The organism is Candidatus Synechococcus calcipolaris G9 (assembly GCF_029582805.1).
Lineage (GTDB): Bacteria > Cyanobacteriota > Cyanobacteriia > Thermosynechococcales > Thermosynechococcaceae > Synechococcus_F > Synechococcus_F calcipolaris.
In genome coordinates this window covers 60,022-78,838 of record NZ_JAKKUT010000005.1, presented here as the reverse complement: position 1 = coordinate 78,838, position 18,817 = coordinate 60,022, and the positions used below count along the sequence as shown (strand labels likewise).

Below are 18,817 nucleotides of genomic sequence, written 5' to 3'. Positions count from 1 at the left end.
TAATCATCCTATTTTATTGATTTCCCTATGGCCATTAAGCTCAAACCATCCTTAAAATTTCTTTCGGTTTCCTGGGGAAGTCTCGGTCTTCGCTGGAAATTAACGTTTGTTTTGGTATTGATTGCCACGATACCGTCCCTAATTATTACGGAATCTATCTCAGTTATTATCAAAAATAGTATTCAGGAACAACAGGAAAAACAACTACAAAACAGTTTAGATGAATTGATCTGGGAACTGAAGGAAATTGAGCATGAAACGACGTTTAAGACTCGTCTCATAAGCTATTTGATTACAAGTCATCCGACAAATCTTCTGGGCGATCGCACCCCTGAAAACAAGCAAGTTTTGAAGTCTTTTTTGCAGGAATTTCCGAGGGATCCCACCGATACCCCCATGAGCTTTGTAATTATTGCCGATGCCTCTGGGGACGGGGTCGCCAAAAATATTAATCTTTTAGCCCAGGATCATAGCCAGTACCCGGATCTACAGTTAAACCTTCGATCCAACTTCCAAACGTTTCTTGTGGATACAGAGGATGTCAATATATCTGGCCTACCCATTGTTCAAGCTGCCCAAGACCAGGGGGAATTAGTTAGCGGCATAGAATTAGTAGACAATGCGTTTTTAAGTAAACTTGGCCTAGGGGATCAGGTAAAAATTCCCCTGCGTCATCAACCCCACAATGCCCTGCCAGAGGCTCAAAAACCCTCTCCCCTGGGAACCTACGCTGCCCATAGTGGAGATATGGGTCTAGTGGTCATGGCGGCCCAACCCATTTACGAAGATGATCAATTTCAGGGCATGGTCTTAGCCGGAGTCTTACTGAATCGATTGCCCGACCTGGTGGATCGGGTCAGTTATTTTGCCGAACCCGGAACGGTGGCTACGCTGTTTGCCCATGATGTTCGGATTTCCACCAATGTTCCCTATCGCCGCAATGACAATACCCGCGCCCTAGGAACCCGTGTCTCTCAGGCAGTGGCCCAAAAAGTGCTGGAAGAAGGGCAAGTCTTTCGGGGCGTTGCCAATATTCTGGGGCGACCCCACATCTCTATTTATCAGCCGGCCTATGACCATCGATACGCCATTGACCCAACCAATGCCCAACCTATTGGCATTCTGTTTGTGGGAAAATCCCAAAGTTTAGTCAACCAACTCTTGATGGAAAAACAATTGTTGGGCTATAGTTCGGCGGCGATCGCCCTGTTAGTTGCTTGCCTTGTCGCCTATTTAATGGGTAAAGCCATTGCCCAACCCATCAGTGATTTAGCTGAATTAACCAATCAGGCCCGCAAGGGGGATTTAGGTATTCGGGCAAGAGTTAGTTCACGAGATGAAGTGGGGGTTTTGGCCGCCTCCTTCAATAGCATGATGAATCAGCTACAGCAATCTTTTACTATATTAGAGAATAAAAACACAGATTTAGAAAAAATTAGAGATTCTCTGATCACCGCCAATGAACAGTTTGAAGCGGTTCTAAATGCCGTTCCCGGCTCTATTTCCTGGATAAATGCTGAGGGAATTTACATGGGGGTGAATCATCAACTTGCCCGCACCCTAAATTTACCCAAGGAGCAATTTATTGGTAAACGTATTGGTTTTCTCCAGGAAGATGATGCCCTGATTCGGTTTTTAGAAGAGTTTGTTAATAGTGACGAACCCTATACTTCGCAGGTGATTCAGGTGATTATAAAAGGTGAGTATCGTTATTACCTGATTGCGGCTCAAAAATATAAACAGGGAAGTCAGACGGTCTCCGTGGGCATTGATATTACCGATCGCATTCGTGCGGAAGAATCGTTGCGGCTTGCGGAGGAAAGTTACCGGAGTATTTTTGAAAACGCCCTAGAAGGAATTTTTCAATCCGTGCCCTCGGGGCAATTTATTCGCGTCAATCAGGCCATGGCTGATATTTTGGGGTACGATTCACCGGAGCAGTTGATGAGTGAAGTCACAAATATTGGTGAGCAACTCTATGTTGATCAGGCGGATCGGGATGAATTTCGTCGTCGCTTGGCCGATAAAGAGGCAGCCCATCACTTTGAGTACAAGGCCTATCGCCGCGATCGCCAGATCATTTGGGTGCAGTTAGATGCCCGCCGTGTTGAAGATAGCAATGGTGAGAGCCTCTATTACGAGGGTATTGTCCAAGACATTAGCCAGCGGAAACAACGGGAAGCGGCCCTAGAGCGACAAATTAATGACCTCAAGGTCGAGATTGACCAAGAAAAGCGACGAAAGGAAGTGGCTGCCATTACCGAAACGGACTATTTTCAACATCTTCGGGATCAGGCCCGTAAACTGAGACAGCGTCCCGCTAAAATTGATTCGGTAACGCAAGAGGCCAGTAATGAGTAAAATTATTTCTGTACATTCATTTCGAGGCGGCACAGGTAAATCCAATACTACAGCCAACTTGGGCTGTACCCTGGCCCTAATGGGTTATCGAGTCGGTATTGTGGATACGGATATTCAATCCCCCGGAATTCACGTCCTCTTTGGCCTTGAGTCAGAAGATACCACCCATGCCTTAAACGATTATCTCTGGGGGCGGTGTGAAATTACCGAAGTAGCCCAGGATGTCACCAAACTGCTGGCGGAGCATGGCCAACCCAACTCTGGGGGAGCCATCTACCTGATTCCCTCCAGTATTAAAACCAGTGAAATCACCCGCATTCTTCGGGAAGGCTACGATGTGGGCTTGTTGAATGATGGCTTTCAACAGCTTTTGCAGGAGCTACAACTGGATTATTTAATGATTGATACCCATCCGGGTCTGAACGAAGAAACCCTCCTATCCATCACGATTTCAGACGTGCTAGTGCTGATTTTACGCCCCGATCGTCAGGATTTTCAAGGAACTGCCGTAACGGTGGATGTTGCCCGCCAACTAGATGTGCCTAAAATGGTATTAGTTGCCAACAAAGTTCCCAGTTCCCTAAATAAGGAGACCCTTAAGGAGCAGATTGAATCCACCTATTCAACAACCGTAGCGGGAATCTTACCGGTGACGGAAGAAATGTTTCAATTGGGGAGCAGCGATATTTTTTGTTTGCGCTATCCTGAACTTCCCTTTAGTCTTGTCATTAGGGGGATTGCCGAGCAAATTCTTTAGTTTTAGGGGTCTTGGCCGAATCATTTTATATCCATCTAGAGACCAATAAACAGATCGCAAAATAGAGCTATATCAAAAAACAGATCAGTAAATGGGTTTACATGGGGTTAAGGCCTATGGCACGGATCGACGATCAACACAATTCTCGCCGCTCTGGATCGTCAGATCCGTCAGAGGGACTCAATGTTACTGATCTTTTAGTTTTGCCCGATCGCCAGCGTTCAGTTGTCCGATTTTTGATTAGACAGCCTCGAAAAAGTGAAGCAGAGATTGCCGAGCATCTGCAAGAATCCCTAGAGCAAATTACGCCACTTCTCCAGGAATTAATTCAATCTGGTTATATTGCCTTAGATGAAAATCTTTACATTCCTAAGCTAGGCCGGCGATCGCCCCAGGTGCAACCGAAGCGACGTTCCGCCAAAGTAGCGGCAGTGTGGGATAAATTGGGGTAATAATAAATTGTAATGATAAATTAAACTAAGTAAAAAAATTCCGAGATAGGTTTAGCGTCTGGTGATTCCCCCTGAACTTGAAACCAAACCCCCAGAGTCGTCATTGTTAACCCGTGTCAAGCAGGTGCATCACTATGGCCGGCAACTGGCAACCCTTGACACCGCTAGTAAAAATGAAGCCCTCGAAGCGATCGCCCTCGCCCTGGAAGCGGCCCAAGATGATATTTTAGCTGCGAATACGACCGACTGTGAGCAAGCCCGTCGAGATCAGTTGCCTGGGCCCCTCTATGCCCGTTTAGAACTGAGTCCGAGCAAATTAGCGGCGGCGATCGCCGGAGTGCGGCAAGTGGCCTCTCTGGCAGACCCCATTGGCCATATCCAGCTTCACCGTGAACTGGATCGGGATTTAACTTTGAAACGAGTCACCTGTCCCCTGGGGGTATTGGGGGTCATTTTTGAGGCTCGACCCGATGCGGTAATGCAAATTTCGGCCTTGGCGATCAAGTCTGGGAATGGGGTGATTCTCAAGGGTGGCCATGAAGCCAGTCAGTCCTGCCGCGCCATTGTCTCTGCCATTCAACAAGGATTAAGGAAAAGTGTTGTTCCCCCCGATGCGGTGGCTCTTTTAACCCGGCGCACGGAAATTATGGAACTGTTAACGCTGGATGAATGGGTGGATTTAATTATTCCCCGTGGCTCCAATGATTTTGTGCGTTTTATTCAAGCAAATACGTCCATTCCGGTCTTGGGCCATGCCGATGGCATCTGTCATCTCTACGTGGATCAATTTGCCGATGTGGATCAGGCCGTGGCGATCGCCGTTGATGCCAAGACCCAGTACCCCGCCGCCTGCAATGCCATTGAAACCCTCCTCGTGCACCAAGAGATTGCACCCCAGTTTTTACCCAAATTGGCCACAGCAATGACCGCCAAGGGGGTAGAGTTACGGGGGGATGACCTATGCCGACAAATAGTATCCATAGCCGCCGCCAATGAGGACGACTGGGCCACGGAATACTGTGATTTAATTTTGGCAGTAAAAATAGTTCCTAGCATAGGGGCGGCCCTAGGGCATATTGATACCTACGGATCTGGCCATACCGAGGCTATTGTCACCGATGACGGAGCGATCGCCGCTGAATTTTTAGCAAAAGTGGACGCAGCCGGGGTGTTCCATAACTGCTCCACTCGGTTTGCCGATGGTTTTCGCTATGGATTTGGGGCCGAAGTAGGCATCAGCACCCATAAATTACCCCCTCGGGGGCCCGTAGGTTTAGAGGGCTTGGTCACGTATAAATATTTGCTCCAGGGCCAGGGGCACATTGTCCAAGACTATACCGGCAGTCATCCCCGACCCTTTACCCACCATGATTACTAAAATAACCAAATCCCTCACGTTGGGGGGATGGCTCCTGATAGGTTTTTTAAGTATCTTACCTGTAACGGTTGGCCAGGGGCCGCCTCGCCCCACTGCCTTTACCCATATTCCCCAACTCATCGGGGCCAGTACAACCAATCAAGTCACCAACCGCTTCGGCCCCACCTACCACCTTCGCTTAGAAACCCTTGATCAGATGAATATTCCCTTGGCGCGGATTCGTCTGGTGCAGATCCAGGGGGTGAGTACCATTCGTTTTATTCCTGAACAAACGCGGGGATCTGTGGGATCGAATCGGGCGATCGCTGTGACCTTACTTCAAGATGAAAAGAATCGCACTACGGATATAATTTTAGATCCACCCATCGGTGCCGCAGAGCAACTCACCATCGAGCTACGCCCCTTCCGTAATCCCAGGGTGGCAGGAACCTATCAATTTAGTGTGACGGCAATTCCCGATGGAGACGGGGCTATTGGTAATCAGATTGGGGTTGCCCGCCTTCAGTTTTTCAACTCCAGTGGTCTGAGTCCTTAGTCCCAAAATCAAACTTCTGACCTTGTCTCAAAAAAGTGGATGTATTCCAAGAGTCGCCCATGCAGGAGAATATCCCAATGACGCAAAAATCAAGGCGAACATTTATCGCTGCTTAGGATTCCTATAAAAAGGTGCAGGGGGGTATTGCTCTTGTGCGAGTGCTATTCCGCCCAACAGTGAATCGACTCCCATAGACCGATATACTTAGGGATGGTGACACTTCAAATTTCAATGAATTTAAATTTTAGGTCTTTTAGATATTAATGATCTATCGTTCCATTGCTTGAGTATTTCCTATGACCGCTGCTTCCCCTTCCACAGCAACATTACCCACCGATTCTCGCCAGCGGGTGGCTACTTTTTTGAAGTCGTTACAGGATGAAATCTGTCAAGGTCTAGAGACCGCCGATGGCCAAGGTCAATTTCAAGAAGATAGTTGGCAACGGCCGGAAGGGGGCGGTGGGCGATCGCGGGTGCTACGGAACGGAGGCCTCCTTGAGCAGGGGGGGGTCAATTTTTCCGAGGTCTGGGGCACAAACCTACCCCCTTCCATTTTGAAACAACGGCCAGAGGCGGAGGGCCATGGGTTCTATGCCACCGGTACCTCCATGGTGCTACACCCCTGGAGTCCCTACCTACCCACGGTACACCTGAACTATCGTTATTTTGAAGCGGGGCCGGTATGGTGGTTTGGCGGCGGAGCAGATTTAACCCCCTACTATCCCTTCGCTGAAGATGCCCACCATTTTCACAAAACCCATAAGGCTGCCTGCGATCGCCACCATCCCGATTATTATCCGGTTTTTAAGCTGTGGTGCGATGAATACTTTTATCTCAAGCATCGCCAGGAAACCCGTGGAATTGGCGGTCTCTTTTTTGATTATCAAGATGGTGAAACTGAACTTTACCGCGGCCCAGATACCGATGGTTTGGCTGCCCAGTTAAGTAAAAAAATTGGTATTCCTGCCTCCCGCAGTTGGGATGACCTCTTTGGCTTAATTCAAAGTTGTGGCCATGCCTTTTTAGAGGCCTATCTACCCATTGTGGAGCGACGGCGAAATCTGGACTATGGCGATCGCCAGCGGCAATTTCAACTCTATCGCCGCGGCCGCTATGTTGAATTTAATTTAGTCTATGACCGAGGCACTATTTTTGGTCTACAGACCAATGGCCGTACCGAGTCAATTCTAATGTCCTTACCCCCCTTAGTTCGCTGGGAATATGGCTATACCCCAGAGCCAGGAACTCCTGAAGCGGAGCTTTATGACACCTTCTTGAAGCCCCAGGATTGGATTCACTGGTCAAGCTAAACATGATTGTCCTAATCTTCTAAGATTGGTAGCCCTATGCGCTATTGGTTGATGAAATCAGAACCGACAGTTTTTTCCTGGGATGACCTCAAACAGGCTCCTAACCAAACCACCTGTTGGGAAGGGGTACGGAATTATCAGGCCCGAAACTTCATGCGTGACCAAATGGCACTGGGCGATCGGGTGTTGTTTTATCACAGCAATGCCAAGCCCCCAGCCATTATGGGAGTGGCGGAGGTTGTCAAGACCGCCTATCCCGATTCCTTTGCTTGGGAACCCCATAGCAAGTATTTTGATCCCAAAAGTTCCCCCGAACATCCCATTTGGGTGATGGTGGATATTCGGTATTGCCATGATATTGACCCACCCATAACGTTGCCCCAACTGAGGCAGATAGCCGGATTAGAAAACATGATTCTGCTGCGGAAGGGAAGTCGTTTGTCGGTTCAGCCCGTCACGCCAGAGGAATGGGCAGTGATCATGGAGGTGACACACTCCCAAGGCTCATGCTGATCTCATATATCTCGGGCTTTTTCCTATGCAATTTACGGTGATTTAGAAGCGAACCTTGCCTATCTTCCATGACCAGTATCCGCATCACCTTTGACGACCAAGCCCTGCAAACTACCTTAAACTAGCAAGGCGATCGGCTTACTGCATTGAGTGTAGGCCGATCATATTACCTTCGGTATCATGCACTATTGAAATAAAGCCATACACGCCGATAGACATTTTTTCACTGACTACACTGCCGCCGTTTTTGGCGGCACGGGCAGCCGTTACTGCACAATCTTCACAACTAAAATAAACCAGTGTGCCCCCCCTGCCAGGCGTGAAACCTTCCATTTTTACCAGCATTCCGTTTGCGCCTGGGGTGGTCATGGCAGCATCTTCGTCCCTAGGAAAGCTCCACATTTCCATAGCTGTCTGCGTAGATATTTCTTCAGTTGGAGGAGGCATTATTTGTAGCTTGACTTCGAGCGTGGCTTCGTAGAAGGCTTTGGCCCGCGTCATGTCTTCGACATAAATTTCAAACCAGACAACCGGATTATTCTTCATCATAATTTCTCTTTTGGTAGGTCAACAGTAAAGATGCCAAACGAAACTATTAGGAGGCATTTTTCAGCCTAATTTTTTAGACACACTAAATATTAAGTTTATTGTAAAATACTTTTGCGCAGAGCCTAGCACTATGGTCATTATAATATCAAGAATAGATAAATTAACCTACAAAAAATTTTGAGGTTCCACATCAATACTCAATCGCACATCCTTGGGACATACCTGACGTAAACGAGCAATGAATTCCGGTTCTAGATGTACCGTGGTTTTGTCATCCCTTAGGGGAGATTTAAGCAGAATTTGCCAGCGATAGCGTTGGGCAATTTTTCCGACAGTGGCGGGGGCCGGCCCAAGAATTTGCCAGGGAGAAAGGGATGTGTCTTGGGCGAATTGGTTTTGCAACCATTCCCCTAAGTCCTTGGCTGTTTCCGCAACCCGGTTTTCATTGAGGCTACTGAGGCGCAACAAAATTAATTGCCCCCAGGGGGGATAGTCTAGGGGTTGACGAGAGGCTAATTCCTGTTCGGCAAATTCGTGCCATTGGTATTGTTGTACGGCTTGAATGACCGGATGCTCTGGCGCATAGGTTTGCAGGATCACCCGTCCCGGCCGCTCCCCCCGCCCCGATCGCCCTGCTACCTGGGTCAACACTTGAAAGGTGCGCTCACTGGCTCGATAGTCTGGCAAATTTAGGAGACCGTCGGCGGTGAGAATCCCCACCAAACTAACTTGGGGCAGATCAATGCCTTTGGTGAGCATTTGGGTTCCCACCATCACATCCGCTTCACCTTGGGCAAATTGGTGCAACAGTTCACGATGGGCCCCTTTTTTGCGGGTGGTATCACTATCAAAACGGATTTGGCGGAGATGGGGAAAGTGTTTGGTTAATTCCGCACTGACCCGTTGGGTTCCACTACCAAACTGTTTCAAATAGGGGGAACCACAGGCGGGGCAAGCAGGGGGAACGGCTTGACTAAAATTACAGTAGTGACAACGTAATTGGTGGGGCAGTTGATGGGCGATCGCCGGTTGGTCTAGTTGCTCTAAATGATAGGTTAGGGACACACTGCAATAGGGGCAATCCATCACATAGCCACAACTTCGGCAAGACACAAAGGTACTATGGCCGCGGCGATGAATAAATAACAATCCCTGCTCTTGCTTCTCCCCTAACTGCCCTAGGGCCCCTTGGAGAGCTTTACTAAAAATGGAGCGATTTCCCTGGGCAAATTCCTGGCGCATATCAATGACTTCAATGGGAGGCAAGGGTTGACCATGAACCCGTTCGGGTAGGCTCAGGTAGATGGCTTGGCCCGCTTGGCTTTGATGCCATGTATCTAGGGATGGGGTTGCCGAACCCAAAATCAGGGGACAGTTTTCTAGCTGCGATCGCCATTGGGCAACGGTACGGGCGTGGTAGCAGGGGGCAGGCTGATCCTGCTTATAACCACCATCATGTTCCTCGTCTAGAATGATCAATCCCAGGTTCTGGAGGGGCAAAAACACCGCAGATCGGGTACCAATGACGAGGCGGGCCTCCCCCATCAATAGGTATCGCCAAGTATCGTAGCGTTCGCCATCGGAGAGGGCACTGTGGTAAATCAAAATGCGATCGCCAAAACGAGCGCGAAAGCGATCGGTGAGTTGGGGGGTTAAACCAATTTCCGGGACTAAAACTAAAACCGACTGCTGCTGCCCTAAACGGGGGGCGATCGCCTGGAGATAAACTTCGGTTTTACCGGAGCCAGTTACCCCATGGAGTAGAATCGTTGCTGTACCCGTCAGGGCTTGAATTTGATCCAAGGCCCGGGCTTGATCAGGGGTTTGGGGTTTGGGGCGATCGCCTGGGGTGGCAATGCCTTGTTCTAACCGTAATTGTTGCCGCTGGATCAGACTAATACAACCCTTGGTGGCTAGGGTTTTCAGAGTTCCTAGGGTGGTTTTACAATCCTTTAGTAGAACATTTTGCCAACATTCCCCCCCCTTTTGTTTCACATAGGTCAGGATTTCCTGCTGCCGTGGGGTCAGATCGCCGCGCTCTTGAACGAGGATCACCGCCTGTCGCCATTTGGGTTGATTGACCAGGGGAGGTCTTAAATAGCTCTCCACCCAGCTCTTTTGAAGTAATTCCTGGAGGGCGGTCTGGGATTTGGGACAGTGCTGTTGTAGGTATCGCCAACTGTAATCCTTCTCTGGACTTTGCTGGAGCAGGTGCCATAGGCGTTGGGCTTGGGGCGAACATTGGGCTAATTCTGGGGCTGTGGGTCCAGGCTTGGATGATAGGGGCTGGGATGGCAGGGCTTTGATTTTAATGCGTCGCTGCGATCGCTGTAAAAGTCCGGGGGGCAAGGCCGTCCGCAACACCTGAATCAGGGAAGTGTAGTAATAATGGCTGACCCGCTCCAAGAGTTGCCAATAGGCCAGACTAAAAAATCGATGGCTGAGAATTTCACCCAGGGGCCGCACCTGATCGGGGTCTAAATCCTCCGGCAGTTCCGCCACAACACTGAGAACAATCCCCCCCACTTGGTTCTGGCCAAAGGGAACCTGGACTAAATCCCCCGGTTGCACAGCCCAACCCAAGGGAACGCCATAGGTAAAGGCCCCATCCACACCGGGACAATCGACTAAAACATTTACCCAAGTCGTCATTGATAAACGATTCCGGCTATGCCGAGGAATGGAGATCTACTGATCCTGAGCAATCTGATCAATCAGAGCCATCAGCCGTAACGATTGGTTTCTTCGCGAATTTGATCAAAACTAATGGATTGTTCTGTACCGACAAAGGGATTATCTGGTGTTAAGAAAAGTAAACAATGACATTCCCGCCGCTCCCGCATCGGCACACAGGGGCAATTCCAGTAAACCGCGCCCACTTCTGCTTCCTTATCTTCATAGTGGCGACAGGGACACAGGGGCGAACCATAGTCATCCTTATGTTTCGCCAGACCTTCTAGTACCACGGCGGTAGTCCCCAAATCTGAACAGAAATAGGTTCCGGTGCGCTTGGCATAGGTTTCCGCAAATTTCCGCATGGCTTCAAGATTTTTTTCTGATGCTTGTTGAGGCTTATAAATGCTGCTCATAGGGATATATAGTAAGGAATCGGTGGGCGGTCTGACGTTATTTTCACCTTAACAGCTTTAGCAAGCCTAGCCAACAATGACCCGCCGCTGTTAGGATCCAAGGGGCTGCTAAATTCCGATGCCAGGCAGCAAAAAATTCAACGAAAAAGATACAAAAAGAAAAAAGACACAAAAAAGAGAAGACCCCCTATGCTGAATCCCCGTTTATTATCCTCCTTGCACCAGCGATCGCTCCTGAAGGTGATTAGCGGCCTGCAAAACTTCGATCGTGATCGGGTGGCTGCCGTTGTCCAAGCAGCGGATCGGGGGGGAGCAACCCTGGTGGATATTGCGGCGGATCCAGAATTAGTGAAACTGGCCCGGAGTTTAACCCCTTTGCCCATCTGTGTTTCGGCGGTGGATCCCCAACGGTTACGGCAGGCGGTGGCCGCAGGGGCGGATCTGGTGGAAATTGGCAACTACGATAGTTTCTATAGTCAAGGGCGGATTTTTAGTGCCCCAGAGGTTTTGGAACTCACCCAGCAAACCCGCGATGTATTACCGGATATCATGCTTTCCGTCACCGTTCCCCATACCCTACCCCTGGATGGGCAGGTGGAATTGGCAGAACAATTGGCGATCGCCGGAGCGGATGTGATTCAAACCGAAGGTGGAACCAGTAGTGCCCCCCGCCATAGCGGTACCTGGGGACTGATTGAAAAGGCGGCCCCCACCCTAGCAGCGGCCTACGAAATTTCCCGAGCGGTGGAGATTCCAGTTCTGTGTGCATCGGGTCTATCTACGGTCACCATTCCCTTGGCGATCGCCGCTGGGGCTTCTGGGGTTGGGGTGGGTTCAGCCATTAATCAACTCAATAGTTCGGTGGCGATGGTGGCGGCAGTACGGGCATTGGTAGAGTCCCTTCAGGGATCAGGACAACGGGTCTCTTCAAAGGGATAGAGCTTGTTGTTCTCGCTCCCCAAATCTAGCTAAAACTTAAATTTTTCCGAATCAACTCCGTGGCTCCTTGGGCATCTATGGGCTGACTAAAAAGGTAGCCTTGGCCCCGCTGACAGCCCATCTGAAGCAGGGTAAGTTTTTGGGAGTGGGTTTCAATGCCTTCGGCAATTACCTTCAGGTTGATGGCTTCCGAGAGTTTGATAATGGCGCGAATAATTTCTAGATTTTCCGGAGAGTTTTCCATGGAGCGGACAAAGGACTGATCGATTTTTAAGGCGTATAGGGGGAAGAAGCTCAGCCGACTCAGGGACGAATATCCGGTTCCAAAGTCATCCACACTACAACTAATCCCCATTTTTTCCAGGGCGATCAGTTTTTTTAGGGCTATATCCGGTTGCTCCATAATCACCCCTTCTGTAATCTCCAGAATTAGGCGATCGCCACTCAACTGAGTTGTCCTTAGGGTGTGGGTGACATCCTCCACCAGGGAGAGAGAGCCAAACATCTGACTGGATAAGTTGACACTCATGCGTAGCCCAGAAACCTTGGATCCGAGGGTGTCTTGCCATTGGGCCAACTGCTGGGCTGCCGTCATCATGCACCAGCGATCCACCTCCCGCATCAGACCGAGCTGCTCGGCAATGGGTAAAAAGTTCCCAGGGGAAACCAAGCCCAAGGTTGGATGATTCCAGCGGATGAGTGCCTCAAACCCAAGGAGAGTATCTGTTCGTAAATCCACAATGGGTTGGTAGAACACCTGGAGTTGTTGCTCCCGCAGGGCCCGCCGAAATTCCTGCTCTCGATGGAGAAGGGAATGGGCCCGCCGATATTGTTCAGGGCGGAAGAGTTGGATCTCACTCCGTCCATTAGCCTTGGCTTCGTACATGGCAATATCCGCATCCCGCAGCATTTCCCCCGCCGTATGGTACTCCGGGCCCACCAGGGTAATGCCAATACTCACCCCCACCGTCACTTCGGTATGATCTAGGACATAGCTCTTGTTAATGGCTGCCTGTACCCGTTCCGCACAATTGAAGGCATCCTGGGCATCGACAATATTTTCAACCACAATGACAAATTCATCTCCCCCTAGACGAGCCAGGGTATCTTCTTGACGTAGGCAGATTTGCAGCCGTTGGGCAATTTCCACTAAAAAGCGATCGCCGGCGGCATGGCCCAAACTATCGTTCACAACCTTAAACCGATCCAAATCTAAAAACAGAATGGCAAAGCGTTGCTGATCATCGGCGGCATAGGCCTCCAGCAGGGCCTCCAATCGCTCAATTAAAAAGTTACGATTCGGGAGTCCCGTTAAACTATCTTGCCAGGCGGCTTGCTGGAGTTTAGCTTCCGCCAACTTGCGATCGCTAATGTCCATACAGGAGCCAATGTGGCCTATATACTCGCCATCATGATCGTAGCGAGGCACCCCCCGATCCAACACCCAACGATAGGAACCATCCTGGCCACGAATGCGATACTCAACATCAAATAACTGTTGGGTCGCTGTTGCCTGGCTAAAGTCCCGCTCAATCTCCAGCCGATCCTCAGGATGGATAGCCTCTAACCAACCCTGGGCCAAGTCCGTTGGATGATCAATTAAATTCAACAGGGTTTGGTTGGCAAAGGAAATCTGCCCGATGGAATTCGTTAACCAAATCATCATCGGTGAGGAGTCGGCCATTTGCCGGAAGCGGGCCTCGCTTTCTTCTAGGGCTAATTGGGCTTCTTTCCGCTCCGTAATGTCAACACCAATGTAGGTGATTAACTGCGATCGATCCGCATCAATCCATTGCTTTGTGGCACTAATGGCTAACCAACGGAGTTGACCATTGCGGTGGCGAAAACGATATTCTACTTGGGCAGAGTTATAGCGGTAGAGCCTCTGTTGAAAGGGTTTGTAATAGATCTCCCAATCATGATTGGGAACCCGCGATCGCCAGAGACTTTGATCTTCCTTGAAGTCAAAACCACTGTAGCCCAATAATCGCTCATGGCCTTCCGATAGGTATTCGTACTGCCACTTTCCATTGGAATACAGCCGAATTTGACTAAAAAAGGCATTGGCTCCATCCAGAATTTGATTGAGTTTCTCCTCGGATTTTTGTAACTCATCATTGACCCCCAGCAAATCCTCCGTTCGCGCCATAACTTGACGTTCAAGATTTTCCTTGCCTAGGGCAAGTTCCGCCGCCACTTGGCGATATTCGGTAACATCCACCGCCGTAATTAAAATGAGTTGCTGCTTACTCGTGGCTAATTCCAAGGGAATCGAACTCATGCTCCAAATACGCTGCTCACCCCAATTCGTGCGAATGGTGACATCCCCCTGTTCCACCCGTTCACCACTGGTGAGGGTGCGCTGAAATTCTTGATTCGCCAACTGCTGATCGGAGGGTTTGGGGAAGGCCGCCAAGAGCCAATCTTGCCAGGTACCAATTTGGGTTAGGTTATAGCCCGTTTCCTGCTGCCAGGCCCGATTCAGCAGCCATACATGGCCTTCTTTCGTAAATAGGGCCACCGGGAAAGGTAAAAGAATAATGCTACTGCGAAAGCATTGATCAATTTCCGTATAGGCTCGATAAAAGGACTGCCGCTCCTGCTCCAGTAGGTTTAATCGCCGTGCCTCTGTCCAGACTAATCCCAATAAGGAGACGACGGTAATGATCGATTGCATCGCCTGGGATTGGTCATGATCGAGGATGTCAATCGCCTCCATGGAGACAAACAACCAGCCAACCAGAATGGGAATGGTAATAATCCAGGGCAACAATTGCCGAATCAGATGACCGCCGGATGTGGGGGCCATAATTCGCCCCATTAGGGCCTGGTGGGGTTGCACAAATAAAATTCCTAGACAAATAATAACAAAGGAGAGGGCCGTAACCACTGGCTGCTTCAGGTCGGGTCGGATCAGTACCGGTAAGGGAAAGCCGTAGAGATAGCTGATCAAATCAACTACAGCCAGAGCGATCGTCACCACGGCTAAAATTTGGGCCGTCCACTGACTCAGAAATTGTCGCCGCGTCAAGGCGAAGAGGGATGATCCCAAAAGAATCAGATTAAGGGCCGTACTATCTTCAATGGGATAAAAGGCAGCTTCCCAAATCGTTAGATCAAAAAAACCATTGTTGAGGTGATGAACTAACAGAGTCCAAATCCCAATGGTGATCACTGTACTGGCCAAGGCCCGCACCAACAGCAGGGAGATGCTAGGGGACTGAGAAAGCTTTTTTTCCCTGTGGTAAAGATAGGTTCCAAGGGACAAGCTACTAAAAAATAAACTAATGGCCGCCAGTTCCGTCATGGGTAGGACAACATCGGCAGATATCATTCCGCTGAGGGCAAGTAATGCTCCTATCAACACCATGCCGGTGAGCATCATCACCAATGAAACAGCAAGGAGGGGAATTTTATGGATGTAGATGTTCATGCCCTAATTTAAGCAAGACTCCTTTGCCCTTAGTTTAAGGAATAGGCTAAGTTGATGCTAGTAAGGCGAATACGTTTTTTATGCTTCTTTAAGTCATTGAAACTAGCGCAAGATGAGATAGAGTCTGTAGTTATTTTATTCATTATAGGTTGGATAATGCGGCAACAGGAAGCTCTTGCAGTACTGGCAAATCATCAGAACAGGTTAAAGGGTTTTGGTGTGAAATCTCTGTTTCATTAGAATACTCGCTTCGCCAATTAATCAACCTTTGAAGGTTCCCTGTGGCAGGTGATTGAGAAGTTGGATCCCTGCCCAACTAACTAGGCCGCTGGCGGAATTAAAACCGGCTCAATTTGGGTTTGGGAGATGCGCCACTCCGAGGTCAAAGCGGCCGGTAGAGCGTGGGGTTTGGGGGTATGGAGAACATAAATGAGGCGATCGCCCGCTTGCCATTCTTCACCGGCCGGTACTACGCGCAGGCCCTCCGTGCGTTCAATGAGCAAGGGAAGGAGTTTACCGGAATGCATCAGGGCGCGAATATGCTCCACTTGCAGATGGTATCGGGGCCCCTCTAGGATCACTTCTCCTGTGCGGAAGGTTGAGTCTGAAATATACTCATTCCAATCCTTTACGGCTACTTGGGCCTGGAAAGCACGGCCAATGCCAAGGCGATCGTCTTCGGAGGCTAGGGCCGCTAACACCCGAGGCGGATGAAACTCTTCAATGGCCCGCTGGGCGAGAATCGCATTTACCTCTGTATTGCTCGTCATAGCTAAAAATGTGCCTAATCGGGTCATTCCTGCTTCCTGAAGAATTTCCGTATCTAGGGCACTACTACAAAACACAGGAAAATGTTTCTGACGAGCCTGTTTGCAGGATTCTGGATTAGAGTCAATCATGGTTACGACTTCGCCGCGATCGCGCAGATGCTCCGCCAATAAAATACTGAGGGGATTGCAGCCAACAATTAAGACCCCTGTGGTTTCCTGGGCCCGCACCTGCAACTGCTCTGCCACCACTTTGGCCGTTAATCCTTGCAGGAAAACCGTCATCAAAATCGTCAGAAAGACCAAGGCTTTAATGGCATCTCCCCCACTCATGCCCGCATTGGTAAGGCTAATGGAGAACAGGGAGGCAACGGAAGCGGCGACAATTCCCCGGGGGGCAATCCAACTCAAAAAGGTTTTTTGCTGCCAGGTTAAATCACTTCCCCAGGTACAGAGCCACACACCCAAGGGCCGCACCAGAAATATCAGGCATAACACCGTGGCTACCCCTGACCAGCCCAGTTCTAACATACTGGCAACGGACAGATCCGCCGCCAACAGCACAAACAAAACGGAAATGGCCAGGGTACTCAGTTGCCCCTTAAATCGCCGTAGTAGTCGCTCTCCCGGAACTTCTGCCAATCGCAGGGAAGTGCCCAAGAGTACCGCTGTGAGCAAACCCGACTCACTCATGAGCCGTTGAGAAAGCAAAAATAAACCCCAGAGCACCGCTAAAACCATCAGGTTTCGCAATTCTTCCGAGAGAAATTTGGCTCGTCGTAAAAATTGACTTAGGAGCCAGCCTCCCCCCAAGCCAATGGCTATACCAATGCCCACCCGTTCAATCACGTTAATGGCGATCGCTGCCCAGCCCATATCCTGCTGAAGCACCACGTTCAAAACCACCACGGCCACAATGGCCCCAATGGGATCAATGAGAACCCCTTCCCCTTCCAAAATGAAAGCGAGTTTCCGCTGTACCCCCACCTGCTTCAGGAGCGGCCCCACCACCGTTGGCCCGGTGACAATGACCAAGGAAGCGTAGAGCCAGGCAATCTGCCAGGGAAATTCCCCTAACCAATGGGAGGCTAAGGCCGCCCCCACCAGGGTAATGACCGCCCCTAGGGTAATGAGCTTCCAGAGACTCCCCGTTAGGTCTTGATTGGTGCGGCTGAGATCTAAATTTAGCCCGCCTTCAAACAAAATCAGGGCAACACAGAGGGGAACCAACACCTCTAAGCCATCCCCTAGGAGGGTCGGATGTAGCAGGCCTAAACCACTGGGCCCCAGCAGAATACCGGATAGGAGGAGTAGAACAATACTGGGTAAGCGAAGCCATTTGGCCAATACTTGGGAGAAGATCCCGGCCACAACCGTCAGAACGATGAGAGCAGTAATTTGGGTGCTGCTATCCATAAGTAACCTCATTTCCGATGAATGGACTGGTAAGGCTTGGTTATCCTTGATGCCATCAAAGGACAGATGTTCCTTGCTATTTTAGCTATCTTATTCGTTACCCTACCGTGATTACTAGGCAAAGGCAATTTTCGGCGATCGCACCATTAAAAACCAATGCTAGAATTTTTATATCTTTTTGCATCGGCGAAGAACAGCGATTGACCGACTCTACCGCCAACGAAACCCTTCAAAAAACGCCCCTATTCCACCTCCATCAACAGCAACAGGCTCGGTTTACTCCCTTTGGCTCTTGGCAAATGCCGGTTCAGTTTGCGGGAATTGTGGAGGAGCATCAACGGGTACGCCAGTCCGTGGGAATGTTTGATATTTCCCACATGGGTAAGTTTCTCCTAGAGGGCGATCGCGTTTTAGAGGAGATTGGGGCCCTAGTGCCTTCGGATTTAAGTCGTTTACGGCCCGGCCAGGCGAAGTACACAGTTTTTTTGAATCCTGAGGGCGGGATTTTAGATGATCTGATTGTCTATGTTCAGGGAGATCGCCAGGTTTTTTTAATTGTCAATGCCGCCACCACTGAGCAGGATGGAGCTTGGTTAGATGGGCATTTACCCCAGAGCATCCGCCGTACCGATCAAAGCCGGAGTCATGCTCTCATTGCCCTTCAGGGGCCCGAGGCGGTGGCCCAACTCCAATCCTTGGTGTCCATTGATCTTAACCAGGTGAAACTCTACCGCCACACCACGACCACCATTGATACCCTGCCGGTGTGGATTGCCCGCACGGGCTACACTGGCGAAGATGGTTTTGAATTGCTCTTGAAAAATAGGGACGGTCAAGCCCTGTGGGAACGTTTCCTGAGCTTGGGGATCACTCCCTGTGGTCTGGGGGCACGGGATACCCTCCGCCTCGAAGCCGCCATGGCCCTCTATGGTCAAGATATTGATGCCACCACCAGTCCCCTGGAAGCGGGTTTAGATTGGTTGATTCATTGGCCAAAACCTGACTTCATCGGCAGATCGGCTCTCTTAGCCCAAAAGGACGCGGGTCTGGAACGGCAACTGGTGGGTCTGGAAATGGAGGGTAAGGCGATCGCCCGCCATGGCTATGAGATTGTTGATCCCCAGCAACCGGAGCAACAAATTGGCCAGATTACCAGTGGCAGTTTTGCCCCCACCCTGGGCCGGGCCATTGCCCTGGGCTATGTACCCCCCACCCTAAGTCAGCCTGGGCAACCCCTAGGGATAAAAATTCGCTCCCGTATTTATCCGGCTCACGTCGTAGCCCGTCCCTTTTATCGTCGTTCCTCGCGCCCTTAATA

At 50.0% G+C, this 18,817-nt stretch carries 14 protein-coding genes; 9 read left to right on the top strand and 5 right to left on the bottom strand.

The window, feature by feature from the left end; genetic code table 11:
* The first annotated feature begins 27 nt into the window (after window positions 1-27).
* The 7 genes from L3556_RS12840 (at window position 28) to L3556_RS12810 (ending at window position 7,306) form a co-directional block, all read left to right on the top strand.
* Window positions 28-2,361, top strand: coding sequence for a PAS domain S-box protein (locus L3556_RS12840; protein WP_277867734.1), 2,334 nt, complete (start codon window positions 28-30; stop codon window positions 2,359-2,361).
* Window positions 2,354-3,118 (top strand): MinD/ParA family ATP-binding protein, encoded by a 765-nt coding sequence (locus L3556_RS12835; RefSeq protein ID WP_277867733.1) that lies wholly within the window; start codon window positions 2,354-2,356, stop codon window positions 3,116-3,118. The genes L3556_RS12840 and L3556_RS12835 overlap by 8 nt, the downstream gene beginning before the upstream one ends.
* Before the next feature lie 116 nt (window positions 3,119-3,234).
* Window positions 3,235-3,570: a hypothetical protein gene (locus L3556_RS12830; RefSeq protein ID WP_277867732.1), complete on the top strand. Its 336-nt coding sequence runs from the start codon at window positions 3,235-3,237 to the stop codon at window positions 3,568-3,570.
* Window positions 3,571-3,673: 103 nt separating this feature from the next.
* The gene (locus tag L3556_RS12825; RefSeq protein ID WP_277867850.1) at window positions 3,674-4,948 is read left to right on the top strand and encodes a glutamate-5-semialdehyde dehydrogenase; all 1,275 of its coding nucleotides are present in this window, start codon (window positions 3,674-3,676) and stop codon (window positions 4,946-4,948) included.
* A complete protein-coding gene (locus tag L3556_RS12820; RefSeq protein WP_277867731.1) occupies window positions 4,938-5,483 on the top strand; it encodes a DUF2808 domain-containing protein in 546 nt (181 codons plus the stop codon). The genes L3556_RS12825 and L3556_RS12820 overlap by 11 nt, the downstream gene beginning before the upstream one ends.
* A 296-nt stretch (window positions 5,484-5,779) precedes the next feature.
* Entirely contained in the window at window positions 5,780-6,793 is a 1,014-nt protein-coding gene (gene hemF / locus L3556_RS12815) for an oxygen-dependent coproporphyrinogen oxidase (protein ID WP_277867730.1), read from the top strand.
* A gap of 36 nt (window positions 6,794-6,829) precedes the next feature.
* Window positions 6,830-7,306, top strand: coding sequence for an EVE domain-containing protein (locus L3556_RS12810; RefSeq protein ID WP_277867729.1), 477 nt, complete (start codon window positions 6,830-6,832; stop codon window positions 7,304-7,306).
* A gap of 138 nt (window positions 7,307-7,444) precedes the next feature.
* Here the strand turns inward: L3556_RS12810 and L3556_RS12805 are convergent, their stop codons facing one another.
* The 3 genes from L3556_RS12805 to L3556_RS12795 all read right to left on the bottom strand — a co-directional run bounded on the left by L3556_RS12805 (window position 7,445) and on the right by L3556_RS12795 (window position 10,944).
* On the bottom strand, window positions 7,445-7,855 hold the full coding sequence (locus L3556_RS12805; RefSeq protein WP_277867728.1) for a VOC family protein: 411 nt from the start codon (window positions 7,853-7,855) through the stop codon (window positions 7,445-7,447).
* A 165-nt stretch (window positions 7,856-8,020) separates the two neighbouring features.
* Window positions 8,021-10,507 carry a primosomal protein N' gene (gene priA, locus L3556_RS12800; RefSeq protein ID WP_277867727.1) on the bottom strand — a complete coding sequence of 829 codons (2,487 nt, stop codon included), beginning with the start codon at window positions 10,505-10,507 and terminating at the stop codon, window positions 8,021-8,023.
* Between the two features lie 71 nt (window positions 10,508-10,578).
* The gene (locus tag L3556_RS12795) at window positions 10,579-10,944 is read right to left on the bottom strand and encodes a ferredoxin-thioredoxin reductase catalytic domain-containing protein (protein ID WP_277867726.1); all 366 of its coding nucleotides are present in this window, start codon (window positions 10,942-10,944) and stop codon (window positions 10,579-10,581) included.
* 189 nt (window positions 10,945-11,133) lie between these two features.
* On the opposite strand from L3556_RS12795, the gene L3556_RS12790 reads away from it, so the two are divergent.
* Window positions 11,134-11,883: a DUF561 domain-containing protein gene (locus tag L3556_RS12790; protein ID WP_277867725.1), complete on the top strand. Its 750-nt coding sequence runs from the start codon at window positions 11,134-11,136 to the stop codon at window positions 11,881-11,883.
* A 25-nt stretch (window positions 11,884-11,908) separates the two neighbouring features.
* On the opposite strand, the gene L3556_RS12785 is transcribed toward L3556_RS12790, so the two are convergent.
* Together L3556_RS12785 and L3556_RS12780 are read right to left on the bottom strand one after the other, a co-directional pair.
* Window positions 11,909-15,316, bottom strand: a complete 3,408-nt coding sequence (locus L3556_RS12785; protein ID WP_277867724.1) for an EAL domain-containing protein — start codon at window positions 15,314-15,316, stop codon at window positions 11,909-11,911.
* 320 nt (window positions 15,317-15,636) lie between these two features.
* The gene (locus L3556_RS12780) at window positions 15,637-17,499 is read right to left on the bottom strand and encodes a cation:proton antiporter (RefSeq protein ID WP_277867723.1); all 1,863 of its coding nucleotides are present in this window, start codon (window positions 17,497-17,499) and stop codon (window positions 15,637-15,639) included.
* Between the two features lie 200 nt (window positions 17,500-17,699).
* Between L3556_RS12780 and gcvT the strand changes: the two genes are divergently transcribed.
* Window positions 17,700-18,815, top strand: a complete 1,116-nt coding sequence (gcvT, locus tag L3556_RS12775) for a glycine cleavage system aminomethyltransferase GcvT (protein WP_277867722.1) — start codon at window positions 17,700-17,702, stop codon at window positions 18,813-18,815.
* Window positions 18,816-18,817: the final 2 nt, after the last annotated feature.

Excerpts from the sequence above, each read along its gene's own strand:
- priA (WP_277867727.1), bottom strand. The coding sequence starts at position 10,507 with ATGACGACTTGGGTAAATGTTTTAGTCGATTGTCCCGGTGTGGATGGG.
- L3556_RS12810 (WP_277867729.1), top strand. The coding sequence starts at position 6,830 with ATGCGCTATTGGTTGATGAAATCAGAACCGACAGTTTTTTCCTGGGAT.
- L3556_RS12785 (WP_277867724.1), bottom strand. The coding sequence starts at position 15,316 with ATGAACATCTACATCCATAAAATTCCCCTCCTTGCTGTTTCATTGGTG.
- L3556_RS12820 (WP_277867731.1), top strand. The coding sequence starts at position 4,938 with ATGATTACTAAAATAACCAAATCCCTCACGTTGGGGGGATGGCTCCTG.
- L3556_RS12795 (WP_277867726.1), bottom strand. The coding sequence starts at position 10,944 with ATGAGCAGCATTTATAAGCCTCAACAAGCATCAGAAAAAAATCTTGAA.
- hemF (WP_277867730.1), top strand. The coding sequence starts at position 5,780 with ATGACCGCTGCTTCCCCTTCCACAGCAACATTACCCACCGATTCTCGC.
- L3556_RS12835 (WP_277867733.1), top strand. The coding sequence starts at position 2,354 with ATGAGTAAAATTATTTCTGTACATTCATTTCGAGGCGGCACAGGTAAA.
- L3556_RS12805 (WP_277867728.1), bottom strand. The coding sequence starts at position 7,855 with ATGATGAAGAATAATCCGGTTGTCTGGTTTGAAATTTATGTCGAAGAC.
- L3556_RS12790 (WP_277867725.1), top strand. The coding sequence starts at position 11,134 with ATGCTGAATCCCCGTTTATTATCCTCCTTGCACCAGCGATCGCTCCTG.
- L3556_RS12840 (WP_277867734.1), top strand. The coding sequence starts at position 28 with ATGGCCATTAAGCTCAAACCATCCTTAAAATTTCTTTCGGTTTCCTGG.
- L3556_RS12830 (WP_277867732.1), top strand. The coding sequence starts at position 3,235 with ATGGCACGGATCGACGATCAACACAATTCTCGCCGCTCTGGATCGTCA.
- L3556_RS12780 (WP_277867723.1), bottom strand. The coding sequence starts at position 17,499 with ATGGATAGCAGCACCCAAATTACTGCTCTCATCGTTCTGACGGTTGTG.